This is a genomic window from Parvularcula dongshanensis, from assembly GCF_014199615.1.
In the GTDB taxonomy this organism is placed as follows: Bacteria; Pseudomonadota; Alphaproteobacteria; order Caulobacterales; family Parvularculaceae; genus Parvularcula; species Parvularcula dongshanensis.
The window spans coordinates 635,391-653,375 of the sequence record NZ_JACHOB010000001.1 but is presented as its reverse complement, the minus strand read 5'-3'; the positions used below and the strand labels follow the sequence as shown (position 1 = coordinate 653,375).

The 17,985-nt window shown below is 70.1% G+C and carries 18 protein-coding genes; 10 read left to right on the top strand and 8 right to left on the bottom strand.

Annotation, left to right across the window (positions count from 1 at the left end):
- Window positions 1-65: 65 nt before the first annotated feature.
- Together GGQ59_RS03080 and GGQ59_RS03075 are read right to left on the bottom strand one after the other, a co-directional pair.
- Complete coding sequence (locus tag GGQ59_RS03080; protein ID WP_221400845.1) at window positions 66-2,270, bottom strand: S9 family peptidase; 2,205 nt, start codon at window positions 2,268-2,270, stop codon at window positions 66-68.
- Window positions 2,271-2,364: 94 nt separating this feature from the next.
- Entirely contained in the window at window positions 2,365-2,991 is a 627-nt protein-coding gene (locus GGQ59_RS03075) for a 2OG-Fe(II) oxygenase (protein WP_183815716.1), read from the bottom strand.
- A gap of 41 nt (window positions 2,992-3,032) precedes the next feature.
- Between GGQ59_RS03075 and GGQ59_RS03070 the strand changes: the two genes are divergently transcribed.
- Window positions 3,033-3,800, top strand: a complete 768-nt coding sequence (locus GGQ59_RS03070; protein ID WP_183815714.1) for a hypothetical protein — start codon at window positions 3,033-3,035, stop codon at window positions 3,798-3,800.
- A 4-nt stretch (window positions 3,801-3,804) separates the two neighbouring features.
- Here GGQ59_RS03070 and GGQ59_RS03065 read toward each other — a convergent pair whose 3' ends face one another.
- The 5 genes from GGQ59_RS03065 to GGQ59_RS03045 are packed head-to-tail and all read right to left on the bottom strand — an operon-like array spanning window position 3,805 to window position 6,537.
- Window positions 3,805-4,227: a Fur family transcriptional regulator gene (locus GGQ59_RS03065; protein ID WP_183815712.1), complete on the bottom strand. Its 423-nt coding sequence runs from the start codon at window positions 4,225-4,227 to the stop codon at window positions 3,805-3,807.
- A 31-nt stretch (window positions 4,228-4,258) separates the two neighbouring features.
- On the bottom strand, window positions 4,259-4,702 hold the full coding sequence (locus GGQ59_RS03060; protein WP_183815710.1) for a GNAT family N-acetyltransferase: 444 nt from the start codon (window positions 4,700-4,702) through the stop codon (window positions 4,259-4,261).
- Window positions 4,699-5,316: a tRNA (adenosine(37)-N6)-threonylcarbamoyltransferase complex dimerization subunit type 1 TsaB gene (gene tsaB, locus GGQ59_RS03055; protein ID WP_183815708.1), complete on the bottom strand. Its 618-nt coding sequence runs from the start codon at window positions 5,314-5,316 to the stop codon at window positions 4,699-4,701. Before tsaB ends, GGQ59_RS03060 begins: the two co-directional genes overlap by 4 nt.
- 1 nt (window position 5,317) lies before the next feature.
- On the bottom strand, window positions 5,318-5,929 hold the full coding sequence (locus tag GGQ59_RS03050; RefSeq protein WP_183815707.1) for a malonic semialdehyde reductase: 612 nt from the start codon (window positions 5,927-5,929) through the stop codon (window positions 5,318-5,320).
- A 23-nt stretch (window positions 5,930-5,952) separates the two neighbouring features.
- Complete coding sequence (locus GGQ59_RS03045; protein WP_183815706.1) at window positions 5,953-6,537, bottom strand: NifU family protein; 585 nt, start codon at window positions 6,535-6,537, stop codon at window positions 5,953-5,955.
- Between the two features lie 117 nt (window positions 6,538-6,654).
- On the opposite strand from GGQ59_RS03045, the gene sdhC reads away from it, so the two are divergent.
- From sdhC to GGQ59_RS03000, 9 genes are all read left to right on the top strand, one after another.
- Window positions 6,655-7,107: a succinate dehydrogenase, cytochrome b556 subunit gene (gene sdhC, locus GGQ59_RS03040; RefSeq protein ID WP_183815705.1), complete on the top strand. Its 453-nt coding sequence runs from the start codon at window positions 6,655-6,657 to the stop codon at window positions 7,105-7,107.
- A complete protein-coding gene (gene sdhD, locus GGQ59_RS03035) occupies window positions 7,107-7,445 on the top strand; it encodes a succinate dehydrogenase, hydrophobic membrane anchor protein (RefSeq protein ID WP_183815704.1) in 339 nt (112 codons plus the stop codon). Before sdhC ends, sdhD begins: the two co-directional genes overlap by 1 nt.
- Window positions 7,446-7,455: 10 nt before the next feature.
- Window positions 7,456-9,255 carry a succinate dehydrogenase flavoprotein subunit gene (gene sdhA / locus GGQ59_RS03030; protein WP_183815703.1) on the top strand — a complete coding sequence of 600 codons (1,800 nt, stop codon included), beginning with the start codon at window positions 7,456-7,458 and terminating at the stop codon, window positions 9,253-9,255.
- A 91-nt stretch (window positions 9,256-9,346) separates the two neighbouring features.
- Window positions 9,347-9,868, top strand: a complete 522-nt coding sequence (locus tag GGQ59_RS03025; RefSeq protein WP_183815701.1) for a hypothetical protein — start codon at window positions 9,347-9,349, stop codon at window positions 9,866-9,868.
- The gene (locus GGQ59_RS03020; protein ID WP_183815699.1) at window positions 9,865-10,464 is read left to right on the top strand and encodes a hypothetical protein; all 600 of its coding nucleotides are present in this window, start codon (window positions 9,865-9,867) and stop codon (window positions 10,462-10,464) included. The genes GGQ59_RS03025 and GGQ59_RS03020 overlap by 4 nt, the downstream gene beginning before the upstream one ends.
- A 90-nt stretch (window positions 10,465-10,554) precedes the next feature.
- Complete coding sequence (locus GGQ59_RS03015) at window positions 10,555-11,346, top strand: succinate dehydrogenase iron-sulfur subunit (RefSeq protein WP_183815698.1); 792 nt, start codon at window positions 10,555-10,557, stop codon at window positions 11,344-11,346.
- A gap of 64 nt (window positions 11,347-11,410) precedes the next feature.
- Entirely contained in the window at window positions 11,411-12,526 is a 1,116-nt protein-coding gene (locus GGQ59_RS03010) for an efflux RND transporter periplasmic adaptor subunit (RefSeq protein WP_183815697.1), read from the top strand.
- Entirely contained in the window at window positions 12,523-15,627 is a 3,105-nt protein-coding gene (locus GGQ59_RS03005) for an efflux RND transporter permease subunit (protein ID WP_343074233.1), read from the top strand. Before GGQ59_RS03010 ends, GGQ59_RS03005 begins: the two co-directional genes overlap by 4 nt.
- Complete coding sequence (locus GGQ59_RS03000) at window positions 15,624-17,000, top strand: efflux transporter outer membrane subunit (protein WP_221400844.1); 1,377 nt, start codon at window positions 15,624-15,626, stop codon at window positions 16,998-17,000. Before GGQ59_RS03005 ends, GGQ59_RS03000 begins: the two co-directional genes overlap by 4 nt.
- Here GGQ59_RS03000 and GGQ59_RS02995 read toward each other — a convergent pair.
- Window positions 16,994-17,971 carry a threonine ammonia-lyase gene (locus GGQ59_RS02995; protein ID WP_183815696.1) on the bottom strand — a complete coding sequence of 326 codons (978 nt, stop codon included), beginning with the start codon at window positions 17,969-17,971 and terminating at the stop codon, window positions 16,994-16,996. The two genes, GGQ59_RS03000 and GGQ59_RS02995, sit on opposite strands and share 7 nt — an antisense overlap.
- Window positions 17,972-17,985 lie beyond the last annotated feature (14 nt).

Here is a 17,985-nt window from a genome sequence, read left to right as displayed (position 1 = left end):
GTCATCTCAGCCCTCTAGCTAGGGTCGCCCGGCGCCCGCGCCAAAGCGCGGGCGCAGTCCCCCGCTCAATCGGCCGGCGCGGTCTGCTTCACGGGCTCCGCATCCTTGAGCCCCAATCGGTCGAGCGCGTAGGCGTAGAGGTGCGCGCGCTCTTCGAGCCGCTCGAACCTCGCGGCCGAGCCGCCATGCCCCGCGGACATGTTCATGCGCAGAAGGAACGGCCCGCCCTCGGCCCGGTCACGCAGGCGCGCGATCCACTTCGCCGGCTCCCAATAGGTCACGCGGTAGTCGGCGAGGCCGCCCGTTGCCAGGATCGGGGGATAGGTTACTCCCTCGCGGACGTTGTCGTAAGGCGAGTAGGCCGCGATCGTCTTGTAGGCCTCGGGGTCCTTGATCGGATCGCCCCACTCGTCCCACTCCGGCGGGGTCAGCGGCAACGAGGCGTCGGAGATCGTGCTGACGACGTCGACGAAGGGCACCGCCCCCAGGACCACGCCGTAGAGCGAGGGGTCGAGGTTCACCGCCGCCCCGACGAGGAGGCCGCCGGCCGAGCCGCCATAGGCCGCGATCTTGCCCTTCGCGGTGTAGCCCTCGTCGATCAGCATCCGGGCGGCCGCGTTGAAGTCGCGGAAGGTGTTCTCCTTCTTGGCGAGCTTCCCGTCGAGGTACCACTGCCGCCCCTTGGCCGAGCCGCCGCGGATATGGGCGAGGGCGAAGGGCATGCCGCGGTCGACGAGGCTCAGGATCGCGGTCGAGAAGTCGTCCGGGATGTAGGCGCCGTAGGAGCCGTAGCCGTAGAGCATCAGCGGCGCCGAGCCGTCGAGCGGCGCCGATTTGAGCCTGAGGACGGTGACCGGGATCTCCGCCCCGTCCTCGCCCACCGCCGTCAGCGCGTCGACCGCGTAGAGGTCCGGGTCGTGCCCCGAGGGCACTTCTTGCGTCTTACGCAGGGTCCGCTCGCGCGTCTTCATGTCGTAGTCGAAGACCTGGGCGGGCTGGCTCGGGCTCTCGTAGCCGAAGCGGATCACGTCCGTATCGTACTCGCCCCAGCCGCCGAGCGAGAGGGCGTAGGCCGCCTCGTCGAAGGTGATCTCGTGGCCCTCTTTGTCGTAGTTCGAGACCACGATGCGGGGCTTGCCCTCTTTCCGCTCCGCGCGGACGAGCCAGTCCTTGTAGGTCTCCATGCCGGTGACGTACGTGCCCTCTTCGTAGGGCAGCCAGTCGGTCCAGTTCTCGCGACCGGGCGCGTCCTCGGGCGCGGAGACGATCTTGAAGTCCACCGCGCCGTCGGCGTTCGTGTGGATGTAGAAGCGCCCCTCGCGGTGATCGACGTCGTAGAGCTGGTCGTGGATCCGCTCCGCGATCAGGCGCGGCTCCGCCTCGGGGCCATCGAGCGGCACGACGCGCGCCTCGGAGGTGACGCCGTTGCCGACCCCGATGACCATGAACTTGCGGCTCGTCGTCTCGTCGATCCCGAGGAACATGGCGTCGTCCGCCTCCTCGTAGACGAGGCGGTCGGAGGCCGGGTCCGTGCCCAGGACGTGATGCTTCACGCGCTTGGGCCGTTGGTTGTCGTCGCGCTCGACGTAGAAGAACGACTTCGAGTCGGCCGACCAGACGACGCCGCCATCGGTCGAGCCGATCTTCTCGGGGTAGGTCTCCTCGCCCTCGAGCGTGCGGATCTCGATCTCGTAGTACTCCGAGCCCACTCTATCGGTGGAGACGGCGAGGAGGTCGTGGTCGTTCGACGCGTCGACCCCGCCGATGTCGAAGAAGTCCGCGCCCTCGCCTTCCTTGTCGCCGTCGAGGAGGATCTCTTCGGCGCCGCCGTCCCGCGGCGTGCGGGCGTAGATCGGGTACTCGCCGCCCTCGCGGTAGCGCACGTAGTAGGCGTAGGGCCCGTCCGGCATCGGCACCGAGCTCTCGTCCTCCTTGATGCGGCCGCGCATCTCGGCGAACAGCCGCTTCCTGAGCGGCTCGAGGTCCTTCGTCATCGCGTCGTAGTAGGCGACCTCGGCCTCCAAGTGCTCGCGGATGTCCGCGCGCAGGACCGAAGGGTCGCGCAGGACCTCCTGCCAGTCGTCGTCGCGCATCCAGGCGTACTCGTCGGTGCGGGTCACGCCGTGCTGCGTGATCTCCACCGGGCGCTTGTCGGCGACGGGGGGCGTGGGGGCGTCTTGGGTCGTCTGTTCGGTCATGAAGGGGTCCGCTTGGGCCGCGCAGGCGGCCAGGAGGAGGGCGAGCGGCAGCGCGGCGTTTTTGTGGATCATGCCCGCTTGCTAGCGGGAAGCGAGGCGGCCCGAAACGGGGGCTGGCAGCGTTCGCGCCCTGTCCTTCCGCCAGCGGCGGGACAGGGCGTCCGGCTCAGCTCTTCACCCGTTCGAACAACCGCTTGAGCTTGAGCTGCAGCCCGCCGCGCTTCTCCTTGCGGTCGAGCTCGGCCTGGCTCGTCAGGAACGTCACCTGCACGACGTAGCGCTCGCCCTCGAAGGGGGGATGGCCATGCCAACTCGTCTCCGAGCGCGCGAAGGCGAAGACGTTGCCCGCCACGGGCGCCACCTCCTCGGCGTAGTCGTCCATCGACGCCTCGCCGTTCAGCGCGCGGATCGCGCCGCCCTCCGACGCGTCCCAGCCCTCGTTCAGGTAGACGAGCATGGTGCAGATCTTGGCGACGGAGTCGTTGTGGACGCGGCCGTCCGAGAGCTTCGAGAGGCGCCGAACCGTGATCATGCGCGGCTTGTCGCGCAAGTTCAGCCCGAGCTTGTCCGAAAGGACCTCCGCCAGCCCTGGGCCTTGAAGGTCCGCCATCAGCTCGGCGAAGGCGCCGCGGCTCTCCAGCTGGGAGAGCGGCAGGTAGCCGGTCTTGTCGATCTTCGGGAAGTCGCGCCGCACCGCCTCGGCCTCGGACCTCGTCAGCGCGCCCTCGGCGACGACGTAGGTGAAGGGATCGGTGCGGGTACGGGCGGCGCGCAGCGCGTCGAGGTTCAGCATGGTCATAACTCGGAAACCGTAACCCCGTTAAACAGCGCCCCATGACGAGGGGCAAGCTCGACCGGTCGCGTCTCGGCGTCGGCATCCTGTGCCGCCGCGGCTGCACGGGGCTGGAGGAAGCGTTGCGGTCGCTCTCCGACGGCGGCGTGTTCGGCCTCGCCGGGGAGGCGACGGTCCTGTTCCAAGGCCGCTGCCCGGACGGCCCGCCGCTCGCCGAGCAGTACGGTCTCGCTTGGTGCAGCGCCGCCAAGAAGGGAACGACGGTCCAGGGCCTGCGCCGTCTCGCCGAGGGCATGCAGTCGGACCTTCTGCTTCTCCTCGGTCAGGACGCCTACCTCCTCTGCCAGCCGGAAGCCGTGGCGGAGCAGATCGGCGCGGCGGGCGAGCTGCTCCTTTCGGGCCGGGCACAGACGGTCCGCCTCGGCCTTCGAAGCCCCGCCGACCTCGGCCCCAGACGCTGCATCGCCTATGAGCGGTTCTGGGGCGCCGGGCCGCTCGCACCGCTGCGCCGCGCGGTTCACCCGATCCAGGCGCGCAAGGCGGCCGGTGCCGCCGTGTTCCTGCACGACTGCGCAGACCGTCGGCATCGCGGCCTCATCGACCGGGCGGACGACGGGACCTACCTCGTCTCGTCCGCCTGCCTGCCCTGGACGAGCCGCTCGGTCATGGTCAGGCGCGACTTCCTCCTCGAGCGCATCCTGCCCGAGCTCGGCCGGAGCTGGCTCGGACGCAGGAGGAGCGAGTGGGAGGGGCGGGCCTGGCGGCGTTCGGGCTGGCGCGTCGGCGTACCGGCGGGGCTCTTCGTCTGAAGCTCTACTTCTCTTCGGGCTTCAGCGGCACGCCGTAGAGCTCGAGCCGGTGATCGACGAGCTTGTAGCCGTGCTCGCGGGCGATCTTCTCCTGCAGGCGCTCGATCTCGTCGTTCATGAACTCGACGACCTCGCCCGACCGCACGTCGATCAGGTGGTCGTGGTGGGTGTCCGTGATCTCTTCGTAGCGCGAGCGCCCGTGGCCGTCGTTGAAGTCGTGCCGTTGCACGACCTCGTAGTCCTCGAGGAGGCGCATGGTGCGGTACACGGTGGCGATCGAGATGCGCGGATCGATCTCGGCCGCGCGGCGGTGGATCTCCTCGACGTCCGGATGGTCGTCCGATTCAGAGATGACCCGCGTGATGACACGGCGCTGGCCGGTCATGCGGAGGCCCTTCTCGACGCAGATCTTCTCGATGCGGTCCATGCCGGAGGCGTACCCTCCCGCGCCCAAGGCATCAAGCGCCAAGCGGCCGGGCGAGGACCGCGGCGTCCGCCCCGGGACCGTAATAGTCGCGCCGCGTACCGACCCGCTCGAAGCCTGCCCGGTCGTAAAGCGCGAGGGCGGGCGCGTTGTCCGTCGCGACCTCGAGGTGGATGACGACCGCGCCGCGTGCGTAGGCGGCGTTGAGGAAGGCGGTGAGGACCAAGTGACCGACGCCGCGCCCGCGTGCCTCGGGCCGAACCGCGATCGAGTTGACGTCGCCGCCCTCGCCCGCCGTGAAGCCGTCGCAATAGGCGAGGACGCGGCCCGCCTCCTCCGCGACGAGACAGAGCGCCGGTGCGCGGGAGCGGTCCGCCCGCCAGTAGGCAGGGCCGAAGAGCGGTTCTGGGAAGGCAGCCCGATGCACCTCGTCGAGGAGCTGGGCGTCGTCCGGGCGGAAGGGGCGGACGTCGATCAAGAGGGAAGGACCCCCGAGGCCGCCTGCGGCTTCGCGTCGGGCTCGCGCAGGTAGAGAGGAGCGGGGCGGGCGGGCACGGCTGCCAGCGCGCGTTCGGCCAGACGCACGGGGTGCGGGAAGACATCCTCAGGGGCGGCCCGGCCGAGGATGGCAGCGAGCCCGACGCCCCGCACCGCGTCGCCGGGCCGGACGAGCCGACGCGCCTCGTCGTAGGGTAAGACGGCGGGTTCGCTCGGCCCGCCGGAGAAGCGCTGGGCGTAGGCTTGGCCCCGGCGCGCATCGATGAGGACGGTGATCGGCCGCGCGCCGCCGAGGGCGAGCGCTTCGAGCGTACTTATCGCCACGATCGGCAGGCGCCGCGGCAAGGCGAGCCCCTTGACGAGGCTGATCCCGACGCGCGCGCCCATGAAGGACCCGGGTCCGACCGTGACGCAGAGGCGGGTCAGCTCCGAAGCGCGCAGGCCCGCCTCTTCGAGCACCTCTCGGACCATGGGCGCGATCCGCTCGGCGTGGCCGGTGCCGATCCGTTCGCTGCGCGCGAAGCTTTCACCCTCCCCGCGCAGGACCGCCGCCGAGCAGGCCGCGAGGCAGGTATCGACCGCCAGGACCGCCACGTCAGAGAAGGCGCGCGGCCTCGTCGAAGCTCAGACGTGGTCCCCTCGGGTAGAGGTTCTCGTCGGTGCCGTAGCCGAGGTTGCAGAGGAAGTTGATGTGCACGGTCTCGAGACCGGGGGCCTTCGCGCAGAACTCGGCCGTCGCGCCCTGCCGGTCGAAGCCCGACATCGGCCCGACGTCGAGGCCGAGCGCCCGGGCGGCGAGCATCAGATAGGCGCCCTGGAGGGAGCCGTTGCGCATCGCCGTCTCCTCGATCAGGGCGTCGTTGCCCTCGAACCAGGACTTGGCGTCGGCGTGCGGGAACTGCGCCGGGAGCTGGTCGTGGAAGCGCATGTCGTAGCCGACGAGGGCGACGACCGGGGCCGCCATGACCTTGTCGAGGTTCTGTTCCATTACGAAGGGCGCGAGGCGCGCCTTCGCCTCCTTCGTACGGAGGAAGAGGTAGCGGCCCGGCTGCGCGTTGGCGGAGGTCGGCCCCCACTTCATCAGGTCGTAGAGCGCCTGGATCGTCGCGTCCGAGACCGGACGGTCGGCCCAGGCGTAGCGCGTGCGCGCCTCGCGGAAGAGCTGATCGAGCGCGGCGTCGGGCAGGGGATGATGGCGATCGGTCATACGCCTCTCTTTTAAAGGGGAGATCAGCCGACGGCTTCGACCGAGGTGACCTCGGGCACGTAGTGCTTGAGAAGGTTTTCGATCCCCGCCTTGAGGGTCATGGTCGAGGACGGACAGCCCGCGCAGGAGCCGCGCATGGTCAGGTAGACGATGCCGTCGCCGGGCACGAAGCGGTGGAAGACGATGTCGCCGCCGTCCTGCGCCACGGCAGGGCGGACGCGCGTATCGAGAAGCTCGACGATCTGTTCGACGACCTCGCGGTCCTCGCCCTCGTAGTCGTCGAGGTCGCCGCCGGGATTGTCGGCGGCGAGCGCACTGGGATCGACGACGGGAATGCCGGCGGCGAGGTAGTCGGCGATGGTGCCGAGAAGGGCCGGCTTGACGTCGTGCCACTCGACGCTCGCATCCTTCGTCACGGTGACGAAGTCAGCGCCAAGGTAGACGCCGGTCACGCCGTCGACGTCGTAGAGCGCGGTCGCGAGCGGCGAGACCTTGGCCGTCTCGGGCGTCGGGAAGTCCATGCCGAGCGCGTCGCCGCCCAGCACGGCCTGGCCGGGCAGGAACTTCAGCGATTGCGGGTTCGGGGTGGGCGCGGTCTCGATGAACATGGACGGGATGTGGCGCGGGGGGGCAATCGGCGCAAGAGAACGTTCGCCCGCACAGAACACCGCGTTGACTTGCCACGGTGCCTGCCTACTGTCCGGCGGCCTACATTCGAGGTCCGCATGTCAGAAACCGTCACAGACAGACGGCCGCAAGTCGCGGCCTCGACGATCAGGATGGAGGGCGCGCCCCGCACGGCGCCCCTGTCGCCGCACCTGTCCATCTGGCGCTGGACGCCGGTCAACCTGACCTCGATCCTGCACCGCGCGACCGGCATCGCCAACGCGGCCGGCGCGACGCTGCTCGCCGCCTGGTTCGCGAGCGGCGCGATCGGCGAGGGCGCCTACGAGGCCGTCTCCGGCGTGCTCGGCTCGCCGCTCGGCCTTCTCGTCCTCATCCTCTTCACCTGGTCGGTGATGTATCACATGACGAACGGCGTCCGGCACCTGATCTGGGATTCGGGTCACATGCTGGGCAAGGCGCAACGCGGCGTCTCCGCCTACACCGTCTACGGCCTCTCGGTCCTCTTCACCGCGCTGATCTGGATCGCGGCCTTCGCGATGGGAGGGAACTGATGGCATCCAAGGCCACCTCGCACTTCGTCATGCAGCGCCTGACGGCGATGATACAGGTGCCGCTCGTCATTTGGCTCGCGATCAGCACCGTCGCCCACGCCCGCGACACCCATGCGGAGTTCATGGACTGGGTCGCGAGCCCCGTCACCGCCGTCCTTCTGATCGTCTTGATTCTGTCGATCAGCTACCACTTCCGCCTCGGCCTCGGCGAGGTCGCGGACGACTACGTCCACGAGGGCGGGCGGCTGAAGCTGACCCAGGGGCTGATCGTCGCCTACGCCGCCGTCATCGCGGTCGTCTCGCTGTTCTCCGTCATCGCCATCACCCTGATCGCTTAAGGTTTCCGTCATGAGCGCCACCCTGCCCTCCTCGTCCTACGACATCGTCGACCATGCCTACGACGTGGTGGTCGTCGGCGCGGGCGGCTCGGGGCTGCGCGCGACGCTCGGCGCGGCGCAAGCGGGCCTCAAGACGGCCTGCGTCACCAAGGTCTTCCCGACCCGCAGCCACACGGTCGCAGCGCAAGGCGGCATCTCGGCGAGCCTCGGGAACATGGGCGAGGACGACTGGCGCTGGCACATGTACGACACCGTGAAGGGGTCGGACTGGCTCGGCGACCAGGATTCGATCGAGTACCTCTGCAAGCACGCCCCCGCCGCGGTCTACGAGCTCGAGCACTGGGGCGTGCCGTTCTCTCGCACCGAGGAAGGCAAGATCTACCAGCGCGCCTTCGGCGGCATGACGAAGAACTTCGGCGAGGGGCCGGTGCAGCGCACCTGCGCCGCCGCCGACCGAACGGGCCACGCGATCCTGCACACCCTCTACGGTCAGGCCGTCCGGCGCGAGGCGCAGTTCTTCATTGAGTACTTCGCCCTCGACCTCATCATGGAGGACGGGGCCTGCCGGGGCGTCGTGGCCTGGAACCTCGAGGACGGCACGATCCACCGCTTCCGCGCCAAGATGGTGATCCTGGCGACCGGCGGGTACGGCCGCGCCTACTTCTCCTGCACCTCGGCGCACACCTGCACGGGCGACGGCAACGCCATGGTCCTGCGCGCAGGCCTTCCGCTCCAGGACATGGAGTTCGTGCAGTTCCACCCGACCGGCATCTACGGCGCGGGCTGCCTCATCACCGAGGGCGCGCGCGGCGAGGGCGGCTACCTGACGAACGGCGAGGGCGAGCGCTTCATGGAGCGCTACGCGCCCTCCGCGAAGGACCTCGCTTCCCGCGACGTCGTTTCCCGCGCGATGACGATGGAGATCCGCGAGGGGCGCGGCGTGGGCGAGCAGAAGGACCACATCCACCTCAACCTCAACCACATCCCGGCCGACACGCTCGCCGAGCGGCTGCCCGGCATCTCCGAGACGGCGCGCATCTTCTCCGGCGTCGACGTCACCAAGGGGCCGATCCCGGTCCTGCCGACCGTCCACTACAACATGGGCGGCATCCCCACGAACTATCACGGCGAGGTCGTCACCAAGGACGGCGATGACAACGACAAGGTCGTGCCCGGCCTGATGGCGATCGGCGAGGCGGGCTGCGTCTCCGTGCACGGCGCGAACCGCCTGGGCTCGAACTCGCTCATCGACCTCGTCGTCTTCGGCCGCGCGGCCGGCCTGCGCTGTGCCGAGATCATCGATCCGAACGAGCCGATCCCCGAGTTCGCGAACGGCGCCGGGGACAAGGCGCTCGCCCGCCTCGACCGCTTCAGGCACGCCAAGGGCGGCACGCCGACCGCCGAGCTGCGCCTCGCCATGCAGAAGGTGATGCAGAACAACGCCGCGGTCTTCCGTACCGGCGAGACGCTCGAAGAGGGCCAGACCGAGATCCGCAAGGTCGAGCGCGGCCTGCCGGACATCGCGGTCACCGACCGGACGATGGTCTGGAACACCGACCTCGTCGAGACGCTCGAGTTCGACAACCTCATCTGCCAGGCCATGGTCACGATGGACTCGGCGGCGAACCGCAAGGAGAGCCGCGGCGCCCACGCCCGCGAGGACTTCCCCGACCGCAACGACGACGAGTGGATGAAGCACACCGTCTGCTGGTACGAGGAAAGCGACACTCACATCGACTACCGGCCTGTGCATACGTGGACGATGTCGAACGACATCAGCTACATAGAGCCGAAGAAGCGGGTCTACTGACGCTAAAGTGAGAGCGGGCTTAACGCTTCGGCAATAAAGCCGCCGGGGTTTGCAAACCGTTTGAAGAGAACTGCGGCGTAGAGGTGGCGGCATGAACCGTCTCCTTGCCCCCCTCGCCGCCCTCGCCTGCCTGGTCACGGTGCCCGCCTCCGCGGCGCCCGTGACGGTGTCGATCGACCTCGCCACGGCGCCGAACGGCGTCGCCGCCGTCGACTTCACGGCGGATCCGGACGCCGCGCTCGACGCGGGCACGGGGCTCTACCTGTTCTTGAACCTGGCCGGTTCCCTGGCCGTCGACGGGACGCGCTATGCCTTCTCGGGCGCCGCGCTGACGGCGAACGCAGCCGCGACGGCGACGAGCTACGCCTTCTCCGTCCCCGGAAGCTATGGCGGCGTCTCGGGCCTCACGCTCTCGCTCCTGGCGAGGCCGAACGTCGCGCCGACCGACGCGGCGTCGGCCCTCCTGGCCCTTTCCGGCGTGACCAGCGTCAGCGTGACGACGAGCGCCGGGGCCTCCGACCCGGCCCCCGCCTCGGCGTCCATTCCGCTGCCGAGCTCATCGGTCCTCCTCCTCTCCGGGCTTCTCGCCTTCGTCAGGGCACGCCAGGCATGAGACGGCGCGTCGGACTCCTCGCAGCGGCCTGGACCCTGTCTCCCTCCGGCGCCGGCGCGGCGACGCTCGCGGCAGAGCGGCTGACGCGAGACGTGCTGAGCGGGTTGGGCGGTCTCACCGTCGAGATCGCGCAGGCCGAACTCGACGCCCTTTGCTTCTGCGAAACCACCGGCGTCTCCGACGAGGGCCGGATGCTCGGCGCCCTCGAAGAGATCGAGCTCGTCGCGCCGGACCGCCGGCTCTACGCCGCCGAGGCCGAGATCGACTTCGAAGGCCGGTACTGGCGGTTCGCTGGCGGGCATGGCGGCCCCTTCCTGCGTTCGTTCAAATCGATGCGGCCCGCCGCCGACGAGGACGAGACGGCAACGCCGGCCTTCGAGCTGGCCGCCGACGCCGCGGAGCAGATCGGCAGCGGGCCGACCGTCCTCGGCGCCCCCGTGAACGCGCACGACCAGGCAAGGTTCGCAAAGCCGGGCCGGACGGGGGCGAAGATCGGCGCCGTCGAGGCGAGCCCCGTGCCGCTGCCGCCGGCAGGCTTCCTCTTCGCGGTCGTGCTGCCCGCCCTCCTGAGGCGCCTCTACGCGAAGGGCAGCTGAGCGGGCCCGCGCTGATTCGCGCTTTGCGCCCGCGCGCGAGGCCCGTTAGCTAAGGCTTCGAACAGCCTAGCAGTCAGCCCCGGAACGCCCATGGTCGAGCTTACCCTACCGCGCAACTCCAAGGTCAACGGCCAGGGCCGGACCTTCCGCTCCGAGAAGCCGGACGCGAAGCTGCGCACGGTCAAGGTCTACCGCTACGACCCCTCGACGGACGAGAACCCGCGCATGGACACCTATGAGGTGGACATGACCGGGGTCTCGATGGTCCTGGACGTCCTCATCAAGATCAAGTCGGAGCTCGACCCGACCTTGTCCTTCCGCCGCTCCTGCCGGGAGGGCGTCTGCGGCTCCTGCGCCTTCAACATCAACGGCGCGAACACGCTGGCCTGCACCAAGGGCCTCGACGAGCTCGGCGACGGGCCGATCACCATCTACCCGCTGCCGCACATGCCGGTGATCCGCGACCTCGTCTGCGACCTGTCGAAGTTCTACGAGCAGCACGCCGCGATCCAGCCCTGGCTGCAGAGCGCGGCCGAGCCAGAAGGCGAGCACCTGCAGAGCCCCGAGCAGCGAGAGAAGCTCGACGGCCTCTACGAGTGCATCCTCTGCGCCTCCTGTTCGACGGCCTGCCCGTCCTATTGGTGGAACGGCGACAAGGGCGGCGACCGCGAGTACCTCGGCCCCGCAGCCCTCCTTCAGGCGCATCGCTGGATCAAGGACAGCCGCGACGACGAGACCGAGAAGCGGCTCGCCGCGCTCGACGACACCTTCAAGCTCTACCGCTGCCACACCATCATGAACTGCGTGCAGGTCTGCCCGAAGGGGCTGAACCCGGCGGACGCCATCGCCGAGATCAAGCGCATGCTGGTCGATCGCAGATGAGTGATCGGGCGCGACCCCTCGGTAACGGTAGCCCTTAACCCTCTCAGGGCTATCTGACCTTTCGATGCCTTCTCGCGCTCTTCCCTTCGTCCTGCTCCTGCTCGCGGCTTGCGGCGGAGAGCAGGCCGCCCCCCCCGAGGGCGGCCCCGACGCCGGTCGGGCGGAGGCGACCGTCCAGGTCCTCGCCGAGCGGGTCCGGCACGCCGAGGACGAACGACGCGTCGAGGCCGTCGGCACCGCCCGCGCCCGCGCGACCGCCATGGTCCGCGCAGAAGTCGGCGGCGAGGTCGACGAGGTCCTGTTCGAAACCGGCGACGAGGTGAAGGCGAAGCAACCTCTCCTCAAGCTCAACGACGAGGAAGAAGTCCTCGAGGCCAAGCTCGCCCGCGTCGCCAACGCCGAGGCGAAGCAGCTCCTCGAACGCTACCGGCGGATCGAAGGGACGGGCGCCGTCTCCGGCAGCTCGATCGACGAGGCGCAGACCGCGCTCGAGGCCGCCGGGCTGCGCCTGGAGCAGGCCGAACTCGCCCTCTACCGCCGCACCGTCCGCGCGCCCTTCGACGGCCATGTCGGCCTCGCAGAGGTCGATCCCGGCGCGAGGATCACGCCGGAGACCGACATCGCGCAGATCGACGACCGAAGCACCCTCTACGTCGACTTTCCCGTCCCAGAGGAGGTCTTCGGCCGGCTCGAGCCCGGCGACACCGTCGAGGTCCGCGCCTTCAGCGAGGGCGGCCGCGCGCGCGAGGCGTCGATCGTCGGCATCGACAGCCGCATCGACAGCACGACGCGGAGCGTCACCGCCCGCGCCGCCATCGAGAACGAGGACGACGCGCTTCGTCCCGGCATGAGCTTCGCGGTCAGCTTCAAGGTGCCGGGCCGCTCCTACCCCTCCATTCCCGAGGCGGCGATCGTGTGGGGCGGCGACGGCGCCTACCTTTGGGCGGTCGAGAACGGCAGGGCGGTCCGCAAGCCGGTCGCCATCGTTTCGCGCCGCGCCGGAAGCGTGCTGGTCGATGCCGACCTGCCCGAAGGCTCCCTGATCGTCGCCGAGGGCGTACAGAAGGTCCGTCAGGGCAGCCCCGTCGAGGCGTCGGGTGCGCCGTGGACCGAGACGCCGCCGCCCGACACCATTCACCAGGGGACGGCCGGCGGCGCTTCCTCTGCGGGCAGCTTGTGAAGCTGACCGGGGACGGGGCGGGGGGCGGCCTTCCGGCCGCCGCCGTCAAGCGGCCCTGGCTGATCGCCGTCCTCAACCTTCTCATCGTGATCGGCGGCCTGGCCGCGCTCTTCGGCGTCGAGGTGCGAGAGCTGCCCGACGTCGACCGTCCGATCGTCGGCGTCCGCGCGACCTATCCGGGCGCCGCGCCCGAGACGATCGACGCCGAGGTGACGAGCATCCTCGAGGGCGCCGCCGCCCGCGTTCAGGGCGTGCGGGAGATCAGCTCCGCGTCCGAAGAGAACTCCGGCCGGGTGCGGGTCGAGTTCTCGCCGGGCACCGATCTCGACACCGCCGCCAACGACGTGCGCGAAGCCGTCTCCCGCGTTGCGCGCCAGCTTCCCGACCGCGTCGAACAGCTGACGATCAGTAAGGCCGACGACGACGCGGATCCGATCATCCAGCTCGCCGTCACCTCGCGCGTCTACGGCGAAGAAGACCTGACCCGGATCATCGACAACGACATCGTCCCCGAGATCCTGGCGACCCCCGGCGTCGCCAGCGTCGGGCAGTTCGGCGCGAGGGAACGGCAGCTTCGCGTGGTTCTCGACCCGCTCCGCCTGAGCCGCTTCGGGCTCACCGTGTCGGACGTCTCCGAGGCGCTGCGCCAAGCGCCCTACGACGTGCCCGTCGGCAGCTTCTTGTCCTCGGACCAGCAGCTCCTGGTCCGCGCGGAGGCGACGGCCGCGACGCCGGAGCTGATCAAGGCGGTGGTCGTGCGCGGCACGACCCGCGTCGGGGACGTCGCCGAAGCCTACTTCTCCCCGGCCGACGCCACCGACTTCGTCCGCCTCGACGGTCAGCCCGTCATCGGCCTCGGCGTCGTCCGGCAGGCGAGCAGCAACACGATCGAGATCGCGGACTCGGTCAAGGCGGTCGTCGAGCGGCTCAACGCCCGCTTCGACGACCTCGACATCACCATCACGCAGGACGACTCGATCTTCATCCGCGACTCGGTCCGGGAGGTCGTGACCAGCCTCGGCATCACCGTCGTGGTGGTGGTCGCCACCATCTTCCTCTTCTTCTTCTCCTGGCGGGCGACCCTCATCCCCTCGACCGCGATCCCGGTCGCCCTCGTCGGCACGCTGGCGGGCATCTACCTCCTCGGGTTCTCCGTGAACCTCCTCACCCTGCTCGCCCTCGTCCTCGCGACGGGCCTCATCGTCGACGACGCCATCGTCGTGCTCGAGAACGTCCAGCGGCGCAGGCAGGAGGGCCTCGGCGCCCGCGCCGCCGCCGTCCTCGGCACCAAGGAGGTCTTCTTCGCGGTCGTCGCGACGACGGCCGTCCTCGTCTCGGTCTTCGTGCCGATCTCCTTCCTTCCCTCCGAGGCGGGGCGCCTCTTCCGCGAGTTCGGCTTCGTCCTCGCCTTCGCCGTCATCATCTCCTCCTTCGTGGCGCTGACGCTCGTCCCCGCCCTCGCCTCGCGCCTCGACGTGTCGAGCGGCGCGATCCCGTCCTGGCTCGGACGGTTCGGGGCGAGAGCCCAGGCGGGCTACGACCGGGTCCTCGGCGTCTGCCTGCGTCACGCCTGGATGACGGTCGGCGGCTTCGTCGCCGCCGCGGTCCTCGCCGCCCTTCTCTACGGCAGCCTCCAGCAGGAGCTCGTGCCGGAGGAGGACCGGGGCACGGTCTTCGTCTTCGCGACCGGTCCAGACGGCGTCGGCCTCGACTACATGGACCGGCAGACGGACCAGATCGAAGCCATCCTGCGCCCTTACGTCGAGGACGGGACCATCACCTCCCTCTTCACCATCGTCGGCCGCTGGGACCCCAACCGGACCTCTATCACCGCGCCCCTCGCGCCCTGGGAGGACAGGGACGTCACGCAGCAGGCGCTGATCGAGAAGCTGCGCGAGCCGATGAACGCGATCCCCGGCGCCCGCGTCAGCGTCTTCGGCCGCAGCAGCCTCGACGTCGGCGGCGGGCGCGGCGGGATGGAGGTCGCGCTGACGGGTTCGGACTATACCGAGATCTACGAGGCGGCCCGTGCGCTTGCCGACGCGATCGACACGCGGTCCGAGATCTTGTCGAACGCCGAGCTCTCCTACCAGCCCACCCAGCCGCAGCTCTCGATCCGTATCGACCGCCAGCGTGCCGCCGACCTCGGCGTCTCGCTCGACGAGCTGTCTGCCACCCTGCGTGCCATGGTCGGCGGCGAGGACGTCGTGGACCTCAACGTCGGCGACCAGTCGATCCCCGTCTTCCTGAGGGCCGAGACCGGCGCGGTGACGGACCCGTCCGACCTCCGAAACCTCTACGTCCGTACCGAGAACGAAGGCCTCGTACCGCTCTCCGCCATGACGAGCCTCGTCGAGGAAGGCGTCGCCGCGCAGCTCGACCGGACGGAGCAGCGCCGCGCCATCGAGCTCGAAGCCGACATTGCCCCCGACGTTCCCCTCGAAGAGGCCGTCAGCGAGATGGAGCGCCTCGGCGACGAGGTCCTGCCCGACGGCATCAGCATGCTGATGCAGGGCTCCGCCGCGAGCCTCGCCGAGGCGAACCACGACCTCCTCATCACCTACGGCTTCGCCTTCGTCATCGTGCTCCTCGTGCTGATCGCTCAGTTCGAAAGCCTCACCTCCGCCCTCGTCGTCCTCCTCACCGTGCCCTTCGGCCTCGCCGCCGCCGTCTTCTCCCTCTTCGTCACGGGCACCTCGCTGAACATCTTCTCGCAGATCGGCCTCGTCATGCTGATTGGGCTGATGGCGAAGAACGGCATCCTCGTGGTCGAGTTCGCCGATCAGCTTCGAAGCCAGGGGCGCAGCGTGCGCGAGGCCGTCGCCGAGGCCGCGTCGATCCGCCTGCGGCCCATCGTGATGACGCTGATCTCGACCGTGCTCGGCGCGGTCCCCCTCATCGTCGCGACGGGCGCAGGCGCCGAGTCGCGCGCTTCGATCGGCTGGGTCGTCTTCGGCGGCCTCGGAATCGCCGGCATCTTCACCCTGTTCCTGACCCCGGTCATCTACCTCGGCGTCGCGAGGCTCAGCGCCCCACCGCGCGAGGGCGGCGTCCTCCTCGCACGCGAGCTCGCCGAGGCGGAAGGGTCGCCTGCGGAGTGAAGCGTAGCCTTTCGATCCTTCTGGCGGCGAGCCTGTCCGCCTGCGTCGTCGGGCCGGACACGACGCCGCCCGAGCTCGAGACGCCGCGCGCCTTCGCGACGCCCGCCCCCTTCGACGGCGAGGAGCGCGATTGGTGGCTGGGCTTCGGCGACGAGACCTTGGACGGGCTGATCCAGGACGCCCTGCGCGACAATCTCGACGTCAGGATCGCGCAGGCCCGGCTCGCCGAGGCGGCGGCGCTCGTCCGGGCGGAACGCTCCGACCTCCTTCCCACCATCGACGGCTTCGCCGACGGCACGATCAGCACCGACCTCGAAGGAGACGGCGGCACGCAGGAGAGCGCGGCGGGCGGCCTCGCCATGAGCTTCGTACCCGACCTCTTCGGCGGACGGCGGCGCGAGCTCGAGGCCGCACGCGCTCTTCTCGCCGCGACCGAGTTCGACCGCGCCGACCTCAGACGGCTGACCGCCTCCAGCGTCGCTTCGACCTATCTCGAGCTGCGCCGGATCGACGCCCGGCTCGCCCTCTTGGAGACCTCACTCGATCTTCAGAACCGCACGCTCGAGATCGTCCGGCTACGCGCCGAGGCGGGCCTCGCGGCCGACCTCGACGTGCAGCGCGCGCTCGCCGACCTCGCTCAGACGCGGGCGCAGCGCGGCCCCCTCGTCACCGCCCGCGCGGACGCGGACAACGCGCTCGCCGTCCTGACCGGACGCCAGCCGACGGGAGAGCTCGTCGTGCCCCTCGAAGGCGGGCCCGTGCCGATCTATGCGGACGGTCCGGACGCCGGCGTGCCGGCGGAGCTGCTGCGCCGCCGCCCGGACCTGCGCGCGGCGGAGGCGGACCTGGTGCGCGCCACCGCGCTCGTCGGCGCGGAGGTCTCCGACCTCTACCCGTCCTTAAGCCTGCCGGGCCGGATCACCGCCGACATCGAGACGCCCGGCGCGCTCGCGCGGCAGACGGTGGCGAGCCTCAGTGCCGTCATCGACGTGCCGCTCTTCGACTTCGGCCGCAGGCGAGCCGAGGTGCGGGCGGCCGAGGCGCGCGCGCAAGCGACGCTTCTGACCTACGAACGCACGCTCCTCTCGGCGCTGAGGGAAGTCGAGACCGCCCTCGTCTCGATCCGCAGCGCAGAGGACCGCCGCGCCGACCTCGCCATCGCGGTGGACGCCAGCGAGCAGGCCTTCTCTCAGCTTCAGGCGCTCTACACGGAGGGTCTGGCGAGCCTGATCGAGGTGCTCGACGCTCAGCGCCAGTTGATCTCCAGCCGGGAGGCCTTCGTGAACTCCGAGGCCGAGCTGGCTCTTTCGGCGGTCGCCCTCTACCGCGCCCTCGGCGTCTCCTCGGGTCCGGTCGCGGAAGTTCGTTACTGACCCTGCCGCATCGCGGCGGCGAAGGTCTCCATGTCCGTGTTCCCGCCGGACAGGACGACGATGGTCACCTTGCCCTTCGTCTCTACGCGTCCGCACAGCACGGCAGCGAGCGCGACCGCGCCGCCGGGCTCTAGGACGACGCGCAGCTCCTCGGCCGCGTAGCGTACCGCGCCGACCGCCTCGTCGTCCGCGACGGCGACCCCAGAAGCATCGAGGCTCCGCAGGATCGGCAGGGTCAGCGCGCCCGGCCCGTTGACGAGGAGCGCGTCGCAGATCGAACGGGCGCCGGGATCGTTCGTGCACCGCTCGCCGCTCGCAAGGCTCCGCGCGGTGTCGTCGAAGCCCTGGGGTTCGACCGTGACGAGCGCGGAGTCCGGGAAGGCCCGCTTGAGAGCGAGGCCTGTTCCGGCGGCGAGCCCGCCTCCTGAGCAGCAGACGAGGGCTTGGTCCGGCGCGAAGCCCATCGCCTGGGCCTGCGCGGCGGCCTCGAGTCCGACCGTCCCCTGGCCTGCGATGGTGGGGCCGAAGTCGAAGGGCGGCACGAGGGCGAAGCCGCGTTCCTCCGAGATCGCCTCGCCGATCGCCTCCCTGCTCTCCTTCAGCCGATCGTAGAGGATCACCTCGGCGCCGTAGGCGGCGGTGCGGTCCCGCTTCGCGCGCGGCGCGTCCGCCGGCATGACGATGACGGAAGGATAGCCAGCCCTGGTCGCGGCGAGCGCGACCGCCTGGGCATGGTTCCCGGAGGAGTAGGCGACGACGCCCTTCGTCCCCTCGGGCAGGCTTCGGATCGCGTTGGTCGCGCCGCGCAGCTTGAAGCTGCCCGTGACCTGAAGGCACTCCGCCTTCAGGAGAACCGTCCCGCCGACGCGCTCATCGAGGCGGGGGCAGCGCAGGAGGGGCGTGCGGGCGACGTGACCCGCGATGCGGTCGGCGGCGGCGTCGATGTCTTCGGGGCGGACGGCGAGGCTCATCCTTGCCTGCTAGG

Excerpts from the sequence above, each read along its gene's own strand:
- GGQ59_RS03080 (WP_221400845.1), bottom strand. The coding sequence starts at position 2,270 with ATGATCCACAAAAACGCCGCGCTGCCGCTCGCCCTCCTCCTGGCCGCC.
- GGQ59_RS03075 (WP_183815716.1), bottom strand. The coding sequence starts at position 2,991 with ATGCTGAACCTCGACGCGCTGCGCGCCGCCCGTACCCGCACCGATCCC.
- GGQ59_RS03070 (WP_183815714.1), top strand. The coding sequence starts at position 3,033 with ATGACGAGGGGCAAGCTCGACCGGTCGCGTCTCGGCGTCGGCATCCTG.
- GGQ59_RS03065 (WP_183815712.1), bottom strand. The coding sequence starts at position 4,227 with ATGGACCGCATCGAGAAGATCTGCGTCGAGAAGGGCCTCCGCATGACC.
- GGQ59_RS03050 (WP_183815707.1), bottom strand. The coding sequence starts at position 5,929 with ATGACCGATCGCCATCATCCCCTGCCCGACGCCGCGCTCGATCAGCTC.
- GGQ59_RS03045 (WP_183815706.1), bottom strand. The coding sequence starts at position 6,537 with ATGTTCATCGAGACCGCGCCCACCCCGAACCCGCAATCGCTGAAGTTC.
- sdhC (WP_183815705.1), top strand. The coding sequence starts at position 6,655 with ATGTCAGAAACCGTCACAGACAGACGGCCGCAAGTCGCGGCCTCGACG.
- sdhD (WP_183815704.1), top strand. The coding sequence starts at position 7,107 with ATGGCATCCAAGGCCACCTCGCACTTCGTCATGCAGCGCCTGACGGCG.
- sdhA (WP_183815703.1), top strand. The coding sequence starts at position 7,456 with ATGAGCGCCACCCTGCCCTCCTCGTCCTACGACATCGTCGACCATGCC.
- GGQ59_RS03025 (WP_183815701.1), top strand. The coding sequence starts at position 9,347 with ATGAACCGTCTCCTTGCCCCCCTCGCCGCCCTCGCCTGCCTGGTCACG.
- GGQ59_RS03020 (WP_183815699.1), top strand. The coding sequence starts at position 9,865 with ATGAGACGGCGCGTCGGACTCCTCGCAGCGGCCTGGACCCTGTCTCCC.
- GGQ59_RS03015 (WP_183815698.1), top strand. The coding sequence starts at position 10,555 with ATGGTCGAGCTTACCCTACCGCGCAACTCCAAGGTCAACGGCCAGGGC.
- GGQ59_RS03010 (WP_183815697.1), top strand. The coding sequence starts at position 11,411 with ATGCCTTCTCGCGCTCTTCCCTTCGTCCTGCTCCTGCTCGCGGCTTGC.
- GGQ59_RS02995 (WP_183815696.1), bottom strand. The coding sequence starts at position 17,971 with ATGAGCCTCGCCGTCCGCCCCGAAGACATCGACGCCGCCGCCGACCGC.